9 protein-coding genes are annotated in these 8,817 nt (G+C 37.6%); 4 read left to right on the top strand and 5 right to left on the bottom strand.

Going from position 1 to position 8,817, the window contains the following annotated elements; genetic code table 11:
- Positions 1–317: 317 nt before the first annotated feature.
- The 3 genes from V7137_RS29020 to V7137_RS29010 all read right to left on the bottom strand — a co-directional run bounded on the left by V7137_RS29020 (position 318) and on the right by V7137_RS29010 (position 3,747).
- Positions 318–1,592 carry a Zn-dependent hydrolase gene (locus V7137_RS29020; protein ID WP_335701274.1) on the bottom strand — a complete coding sequence of 425 codons (1,275 nt, stop codon included), beginning with the start codon at positions 1,590–1,592 and terminating at the stop codon, positions 318–320.
- Positions 1,593–1,723: 131 nt separating this feature from the next.
- Positions 1,724–3,187 carry a 4-hydroxyphenylacetate 3-hydroxylase family protein gene (locus V7137_RS29015; protein WP_335701273.1) on the bottom strand — a complete coding sequence of 488 codons (1,464 nt, stop codon included), beginning with the start codon at positions 3,185–3,187 and terminating at the stop codon, positions 1,724–1,726.
- Between the two features lie 47 nt (positions 3,188–3,234).
- On the bottom strand, positions 3,235–3,747 hold the full coding sequence (locus V7137_RS29010; protein ID WP_335701272.1) for a flavin reductase family protein: 513 nt from the start codon (positions 3,745–3,747) through the stop codon (positions 3,235–3,237).
- 228 nt (positions 3,748–3,975) lie between these two features.
- Between V7137_RS29010 and V7137_RS29005 the strand changes: the two genes are divergently transcribed.
- The 3 genes from V7137_RS29005 to V7137_RS28995 all read left to right on the top strand — a co-directional run bounded on the left by V7137_RS29005 (position 3,976) and on the right by V7137_RS28995 (position 6,599).
- A complete protein-coding gene (locus V7137_RS29005; RefSeq protein ID WP_335701271.1) occupies positions 3,976–5,295 on the top strand; it encodes a hypothetical protein in 1,320 nt (439 codons plus the stop codon).
- A 186-nt stretch (positions 5,296–5,481) separates the two neighbouring features.
- A complete protein-coding gene (locus tag V7137_RS29000; protein WP_335701270.1) occupies positions 5,482–6,369 on the top strand; it encodes a CAP-associated domain-containing protein in 888 nt (295 codons plus the stop codon).
- A complete protein-coding gene (locus V7137_RS28995; protein WP_335701269.1) occupies positions 6,366–6,599 on the top strand; it encodes a CAP domain-containing protein in 234 nt (77 codons plus the stop codon). The genes V7137_RS29000 and V7137_RS28995 overlap by 4 nt, the downstream gene beginning before the upstream one ends.
- A gap of 53 nt (positions 6,600–6,652) precedes the next feature.
- Here the strand turns inward: V7137_RS28995 and V7137_RS28990 are convergent, their stop codons facing one another.
- Both V7137_RS28990 and V7137_RS28985 read right to left on the bottom strand, forming a co-directional pair.
- Positions 6,653–7,291, bottom strand: coding sequence for a hypothetical protein (locus V7137_RS28990; RefSeq protein WP_335701268.1), 639 nt, complete (start codon positions 7,289–7,291; stop codon positions 6,653–6,655).
- 73 nt (positions 7,292–7,364) lie between these two features.
- A complete protein-coding gene (locus V7137_RS28985) occupies positions 7,365–8,138 on the bottom strand; it encodes an NAD-dependent protein deacylase (protein ID WP_335701267.1) in 774 nt (257 codons plus the stop codon).
- A 141-nt stretch (positions 8,139–8,279) separates the two neighbouring features.
- On the opposite strand from V7137_RS28985, the gene V7137_RS28980 reads away from it, so the two are divergent.
- Positions 8,280–8,817: DUF3231 family protein (locus V7137_RS28980; protein WP_335701266.1), on the top strand; the 538-nt coding region annotated here is incomplete at its 3' end.

Genomic DNA, 8,817 nt, shown 5'->3' with positions numbered 1-8,817 from the left:
ATCCTTACTTTTTATTTACGGATTTTTTCTTTAATTATTCTTTAATTAAAAATAACAAATTCATAGTGATAATGTCAATTTAATTTTCTAAAAATTCTTACTTTTATACGTATCTTATTTTTAACACACTATATCATATTTTTTAGAACTGCTTGTACTTCCATTAACAGAAAATTAGAACTTATTAAAAAATATATAGTTTACATTCTATTAAAATAATAATTCTACTGCTCCAATTACCATCGTAGAAAAAGGCTGTCTACATTACTTACAACAGCCTTAATGAAAAAATTCGAAGGGATCTACCATATTCAGAATCAATTTGTCTTATTGATCGGCATCCTAAACTCTGATTCAGAAAGCGTAAGATCTAAGTTAATGATTCCCTGCAGAATCAAATTCCCTGCTTTTTCAATATCATCGGGATGGCTATACTCGTCTGGACAATGACTTTTCCCCTTTATACTTTTAACAAAGACCATAGCCGACTTCGTAATGCTTGCCATATGGGCTGCATCATGGACAGCCATACTAGGTAAAATTAAGTAGGGCTCATTCATTTCGCTAGCCGTGTTTACAAGACAAGTAACAATCTCGTGATCTAATACCTCAGGTTTTTGATCTAGAAACACTTCCTGTTGAATGGTCACTTGTCTTCTTGTGGCAATTTCCTGCCAAACCGCTTTGATTGCCTCAACTGCCTGATAGATCGAGTCTGATGTTTCGGCTCTTACTTCCAAGATAAAATCAATTTGACCTGGAATAATATTGGCAGCATTCGGATTGACAGTTAACTTTCCGACAGTACCGACTACATCTCCCCGGTTCGCACAGTATCTTTCCACTTCAAGAATCATTTCTGAGGCAGCAGTCAGCGCATCTTTTCGATCCCTCATCATTGTTGTACCTGAGTGATTTGACTCGCCTATCACTTTGACAATACAGCGGTACGTCCCGACAACACTGTTAATCACTGCCATCGGTATATTTGCATTTTCTAAGCGCTGTCCCTGCTCTATATGAAGTTCAATAAAAGCTTTTTTATCACGATGCATATCTTTCATCACTGAGAATTTATCCAGGCCACCACTAACCTTTATTAATTCATCACTAAGACGGGCCCCTTTTAAATCGTGTACGTCTTGCACCATTTCCGCTGTTAAACGGCCAACGAATGAACGGCTGCCGAACGTGGATAAATTAAAATCATTTGATTCCTCTGCAGTGAAGGAGACAATTTCGATATCATGATCTAGGCGAATATTCGATTCTATTAATCTTTTAACAATTTCTTTCGCCATTAATACTCCTAATGGCCCATCGTATTTCCCTCCATTCGGAACAGAATCCAAATGAGAGCCTATTACAATGCTTCCCCTTTTTTTTCCCGTACCTTCATATTTCCCCCAAATGTTTGCAGCACCATCAATGGTCACATCTAGCCCCATTTCCATTATTTCTTCAATAAATAATTGACGAACTTCATAATCTGCTGGAGAAAAACTAGGCCTAGTTACACCTCCATGTTCATTTTTCCCGTAGGCCCCATATTTCTCGATATCCCTTAATAATCGATTTACATTGATTCTCAAAATTTCCCCCTCTTTCCTGTCATCTATTTCAGTTCCAGTTAGTAACCATATAAATAAATCGAAGCAACAATGTGGAATAAATCCAGCATTGTTGCTCCAAGAATTAGTATTGTTCCTCTCCTATTCTTCCATTAATTACTAGAAACTGGCTCAGACTTAATAAGACCTGCTGCTTTTCGCACTAAATCACGCTGTGGCTCCATATCAAAGTTGCTAAATACGGCCATTTGTTGAGCAAAAGGAGGACTTTGTGCAAATAATTCAAAAGTAGTTTTGTGTCCTGCATAAGAGGAATTTAACAAATCTCTCGCGAAATATAATAATTTCCCTCGATCTTCAGGGGTCCACTCACCAACAGAATAATATTGGTCGAAATACTGCTTAATTTCAGGATCTGCCATTGTTGTAGAATCAGGAGTCACCGCTAATTGGCCGCCAACGAGTTCTCTAGTTAAATGGGCCATAGCTGGGAAATTAGATAATGCAAAGACTCGACCGGTATACAAAAGTGACGGATTTGGCATCATTAAACCGCCGGGGCTTCTTTTCGCATCAGCTACGGCTGCAGTTAAATGGGCATTGATTCCTTCACGATAATTGATCAACTCAGAGATTTTTTCTTTAACAGCTTGGAGATGGGTTAAACCTGTTTGCTCAACATTTAGTAGTGCTGTACCAATTAAATAATCAGCTCTGCGTAACATTCTTAGGGTGTAATTAAAGGCAGAATAACGGTGTAGAGTAGAACGAATATAAGCGGCAGAATCTAGGGAGCGGTGGAAAAGGACATTTTCCCATGGAATAAGGACATGATCAAAAATTAGCAGGGTATCAATTTCTTCAAATTTTGTGGCAATAGGATAATCTTGTGGATTTCGGTCTGTTCCTAGTGATGTTCTGCAAATATGCTTTAATCCTGGTGCACCCATATCGCAAATGAATCCGCAGGCGAACGGTGCCATCTTTTCTGACCCAGCATTCCAGTCTAGTATGGTTGGCTTTACAAAGGCCTGGTGCGCATAGGCAGCAGCTGTTTCAAACTTTGCTCCTTTTACAACGATTCCTTGGTCATTTTCCTCGACCACATGGAGAAGGGTTCCTCCATCTTTCCCACTAAACAATTTGCTTCGATCACCTTTTGGATCTGTATTCGCTGAGACATGAAATAAGTCTTCTCGCGCGACACGGTCAATATGATACCTGATATTTTTCGCGTAGGTTGGATCAATTTCATTTAATTTATCTTGTGCGTCATATAAGGACCACATTTCACCAATTGTTTCATCACCAACCCGATAAACTACCCCGCCAAGATCGTCTAGTACCGTCTCGACATGTTTGCGAATAGCAGATAGATCCTCTTTTGTTTCGGGCATTTTATAAGCCCGTGAAACAACTTCGCCATCAGGCAGTGTGGCTGTTAAGGTATCAGCATGTTTTGCTTCATGTGCCATATCATACATACGAGCCTTAACATCAATGATTGGCTTAAAGGATGGGTGTTCGGCAACATTCTTTACCTTTTCCCCATCAATATAAACTTCTCGTCCATCATTCAGGGACTCCCGATATTGCTTACCTGTCATTAATGCCATTCCATTACCTCCCATTTCATACATTTCACTTACAAATCAAATGATTGTTATTTTGCTTCTTCAAATTTTCCAAACTTTCCACGGTAGTAAACTAAAGGCTCTCCATCCGCTGCATAAGCTGTTTGCACCCTGCCCAAAAAGACGGAATGAGTACCACCTGTTACTTCTTCAACAACCCGGCACTCGAGTGTAGCAAGTGATTGACCTAAAACTGGATTGCCTAACTCGCCATATGAAAAGTCAGTCCCAGCAAATTTATCCGAATTAGCCCTTGCAAATTTTAATGCTAACTCTTTTTGGGTTTCATTGACGATATTTACCGTAAAGGACTCTGCAGCTGAGATTGCATGACAAGTTCCCGTGTTTTTATTCACGCAAACTAGCAGCATTGGTGGGTCAACAGAAACAGAACAGACCGCACTTGCCGTGATCCCAAAATCAACCCCATTATTTCTAACGGTTATGATCGTTACGCCACTAGCAAAGTGGCCAATAACCTGTTTAAATTGTTCTTGGTCAACCAACGGGAATAAATCATGGTTCTGGTTCGATTTATTCATTCATAACACCCCTAGTCATTTGATTTACGGAATATTTCTTAATATGTTCCTTAAATAGACTATACAACCCGTTAAAACGATTGTCAACAGAATTTTCTAAAAATTCACTACAATCAACTTGAAGATGTTAATATGAAATTGGTTAAACTCTTAAAATATGAAAACTTTTTTACGAAGGGTTTTATTATGGTTATAATGAAATAACCATAACAATTAGGAGGGGAATTTTTGAAACCAAGAGCCGGAATCATCGGACCAAATGACTCTGTCCAACTAATTACTGAAATAGCCAATGAATATCGTGACCGGCTGCAGCCTGTACCATATATTTATCAGTTACCCGAAGAAGCAACAAATATCGTTTTAAACAATCAAGACGTAATTGATCTATGGATCCTTGCTGGGCCTGCCCTTTTTAATCCGTTTCAAAAGAGCGCAGTAAAACAACCATTTTTTTTACTTCAATTAGATGGTGCTAGCTTAACCAAGACCTTAGTTGACATTGGTTATAATGATCAAAGAAGTTTAGAACGAATAAGTATTGATACATTGTCCGAAAGAGACGTTTATGAAACCTATCGTGACCTTGGTATACCCAGTGACCAGATTTATGTTCATGAGTATACCAATGAAACTCCTCTTGAGAATCTACTAGCTTTTCATCAAAAACTTATTCAAGATGGAAAAGTGGATATTAGTATAACAAGCTTACGTTCTATCTATGATCAGTTGAGTTCACAAAATATAACAACCTATTGGGTTGCACCGACTAGAAGTAACATTCGTAGAACATTGTCATCTGCTGTCCAACAATGGGAAACGATTCATTTTAAACAGTCACAAATTGCAGCTATCCTTGTGAAGGTGCAAGGAATGGAAAAAAAAGCTGATCATAATATGGTTTCATATGATATTCATCGCTTAAGTTTAGAGATACAGGCAGCTATTTTAAATTTTGCTGAATCCATTTCGGGATCTTTTGTAACGATTGGAATCGGAATCTTTGTTATTTTTTCAACCAGGGGTTCTTTAGAAGAACCGGAGAATTCGGTTACCTCACTTTTGGAAAGATTGGCGTTAATAGCAGATTTACCATCCAACATTGGAATTGGCTACGGTGATACTGCCCTCACAGCAGAAGAAAATGCTAGGCTTGCGCTAAACCATGCTCAAAATTATGATTCTTTTTGTGCTTTCTTGGTGGATCATAATGGAACAATCGAAGGTCCATTAAAAGAACAAGAAACCATCTCCTTTCAATATCGGACAGAAAATAAGGAAATAAGTGAAAAACTTAAACATAGCGGAATAACGATTACAACGTTTAATAAAATATTATCGGTTCAGAATAGAATGGGAAATGGTTCAATTACTTCAACCCAAGTAGCCGAATGGCTAAAAATGACCCCAAGAAATGCTCGTCGTATCCTTACAGGTTTAGTTGAAGAAGGTATGGCAGAAATTATTGGTGATGAGGCACCTTCCTCCAAGGGACGCCCGAGGAAAATCTATCGAGTCTCCAATACTTCCGAATTGACTAATAAGTAGGAATAACAAAGGAATCTGCCTATATAATGCAAGAAGTAAAGGCGCTATCGACTTAGAGATAGTGCCTTTGTGATATTCTTCCGAATTCTGACTTGTCGAACGCAGTTCTCTATTCCCTACAAGCATATTACTTATACATTTCATCAAAATTGGCTACAATTCTAATAGAAATGGAGGAAAAAGAACATGGTACGATTTCTCGCGATTATCTCATTTATTATTTTATTTAAATTTTCACTACCTGTTATTTCCAAGCAATTGGAAAAAAATGATTTCAACCAAAAGATTGATTCTATTCAATCTGAAATAAATGTAAAAGATAACCCTGAAATATTAGAAACACTGAACAGTTTTTATGAAAAAGTTCAACAATTAGTGAAACAGATTGGAGCACAAGTGGGAGATCTCCCACTTCCTAAACAAAATCCACAACAGCAGGAAAAAGAGACAGAAAAAGTTGAGTTAACGATCCCTACTGAACAAGTATTCTCGATTCATAATGTTGAAATTGGCAATCTAAAAGAAGATATTGAACATAATTTAGGCAAGGCAAATCGTTCATCCCTTAATGAATATGGGACTGATTGGAATACCTATCATCAAGATTATCATGATTTCTTTATGGTTATGTATGACGAAAACAACAAAGTTGCTGGAATATATACGAATCAGGATTTAATTTCCTCAACGAACGGAATCAAGCTTGGAAGTTCGAAGAAAACTGTACGGGAAAAACTGGGGGAGCCATTAACCAAAATTCAAAAAGGATTCACTGTGTATCAACTAGAGGAAAATAGCGACAATGATTTGTTCCTGGTCGATGGGACGTATGTAACTGTCTTTTATGATAAACATAAAAAGAATACAGTTACGGCCATGCAGTTGGTGGGCAAAGATTTTGAAGAGGAGAAAACAGACTTTTACACGAAAGGAAATGCATCTTTAAAAGAAGGTTTTGAATATCAGTTATTTGATTTGACCAATGCGGCACGGGTCAATCATAAACTTCCAGTCCTGACATGNNACATAGCACTGATATGGCTGTCCATCAGTTCTTTGATCATACCAACTTGAAAGGCCAATCCCCGTTTGACCGGATGAAAGCAGATGATATTAGTTTTCATTTGGCAGGTGAGAACCTTGCATATGGACAATTTAGCAGCATTTTTGCCCATGAAGGTTTAATGAATTCACTTGGGCATCGGGAAAATATCTTGCGGGCGGGTTATGAGTATTTAGGTGTCGGTGTCGCTTTTAATAATGAATCACAGCCCTACTATACGGAAAACTTCTTTGCAAAGTAGATATACGCACAAAACCTTCCTCTACCTAAAGGAAGGTTTTTTCGTTTTTTTCGTTAAGACTCCCTGGCAGAAATAACTGTCATTAATTCATCAGTCGAATAGAAATCCTTTACGCCAGGTTTGTTTTGAAGATAAAGATAGATTTCTTCATTCGTATACATTGTTTTTAAGCCTTTAATAATGGTTGCTAAATAGTTATGGGAAGGCTTCGTAATTTCCACTTCAGCCTGATTCCACGGAGCAGTGAAGGTGAAAATAGGGTATCCATTGTCTTCACCAAGATAAATAATATTTCCATACCAAGAACTGTCTCTAAATATTTTTGAACCAGTCTTTTTTACTTCGTTTAAATCAATCTTGAAAAAATCTCCGCTGTTCTCTTGTTGGACCACATCTAAAAACTGTTCGATCGTGATTAAATATTTTTTGCTATAGGTTACAGTATCCTTTTTGTGGTTTAATCCAATAAAGGCCACTCCTTGTGTTTGCCACCCTGCTGCCTCTTTTGCAAAGTAAAGCGGATAATTGATTGTAAAAGAAGATTCCGCAATTGGCAGTGAAGAATCTTTACAGCCTGTCTCCACCCTTGTGGACCCCGCTGGACTCCCGCCCTTGATATAGCACAAAAATCGATCCTTATTAAGATTTGAACCATAACTCGCATACCACACATACTGATTGTTCTCACTCACGACTACCACCAACTCTTTTCTGAATATTAAAACAACAATACTTTATCTTACTTTTTTTGTAAATCTTTTCTATTCAGGTGCTTGGTTGTTCATCCAATAGGGACAAGGACTTCCCAATCGACTCAGGAATGACGAATGTATTCGGATCCGTGTCATATGGAGTATCACCGATATTGATAATAATCAGTGGAGTGCTTTTCCTTCTATATTGAGGGAATGTTGAAAATGGTGTGACCTTAAGACTCGTCCCTAACACCAATAGACAATCTGCCGCCTCAATCATATGTAAAATCCTATCAAATCCTTCCACCGTAAACCACTCGCCTGTATCACCGAATAAAACAACATCCGGTTTTATGAAACGTTCTCTCTTTTGGCGGGTGTCACAATGGTCACAGATATAAAATTCATTAATGGTCTGAAAACGATTTATCATTTCTTCGGTCTTGTAACTTTTATCGCAATGTAAGCATGAGGCTGTTTTCATTGTTCCATGAAATTCAATCACGTTTTTACTGCCTGCTTTTTGATGGAGTCCATCAATATTTTGGGTAATAATATGAGAAACTTTCCCTTCTCTTTCCCACTTTGCCAGGATCTCATGCCCTGAATTTGGCACAGCGTCCGGATGATAAAGATTTTGGAGTGCAAAATGGTAGAACTCCCTTGGATTCTGATAAAAATAATCAAGGGAAAGGATATATTCAGGTGCCATTTGGTAAACGCCAGTCCTTGAACGAAAGTCTTTAATACCCGATTCGGTACTAATTCCGGCCCCAGATAGCACAACGACGTTCTCTGCATTTATGATAAGGTTTTTACAAGTTTCGAACAGTTTCATATCCATTGATATTTCTCCTTTTAAAAGCTATTCTCAGCATAATCAGTGCTTCAATTTTACATCATTCTAACATACCCATGATATTGACCTAGAATAAATTAGCCTGCTTGGAAAAAACTAAGATAAATGAGCCAAGGGGATTAATAGATGCAAACAAATGATCCGATTACACCGATTAATTTAAACCCAATAAATTTATGCCCTAGCGCTAAATTGACAGCTCCAGAAATGGGGAAACTTTGGGCTACTTATGTAGGTAACAGTATGTCTAATCAAATCTTAAAATACTATCTGCAACACTGTGAAGATGATCTTATCAGAACTTTGTTGGAAAATGCTTATAATTTAACCGTAGATTTCATGAAGAAAATCGAGGAAATACTAAAAAAAGATCATTTTCCTATTCCGATTGGATTTACAGATGAGGATGTTAACCTAGGCGCTCCAAGATTATTCGAGGACGAATTCTATGTCCATTATTTAAAGTATTTAGCAAAGGCAGGACTTAGCATCTATAGTGTCGCGATTCCTGTCGTGTTAAGAAAGGATATCAGAGATTTTTTTATTTATTGTAATTCCTGTACTATCACCTTACTAAGTCAGATTAATGACATACTAATGGTCAGAGGATATATCATAAAACCTCCAGTTCTTCCTGTACCTGAAAACATAGATTTTATAAAAA

The organism is Neobacillus drentensis, from assembly GCF_036962765.1.
GTDB classification, from domain to species: Bacteria; Bacillota; Bacilli; order Bacillales; family Cytobacillaceae; genus Neobacillus; species Neobacillus drentensis_C.
This window is presented reverse-complemented; position numbering and strand designations above follow the sequence as displayed.

Coding starts and splice junctions, on each gene's coding strand:
- V7137_RS29010 (WP_335701272.1), bottom strand. CDS start 3,747: ATGAATAAATCGAACCAGAACCATGATTTATTCCCGTTGGTTGACCAA.
- V7137_RS29015 (WP_335701273.1), bottom strand. CDS start 3,187: ATGGCATTAATGACAGGTAAGCAATATCGGGAGTCCCTGAATGATGGA.
- V7137_RS28985 (WP_335701267.1), bottom strand. CDS start 8,138: ATGGATATGAAACTGTTCGAAACTTGTAAAAACCTTATCATAAATGCA.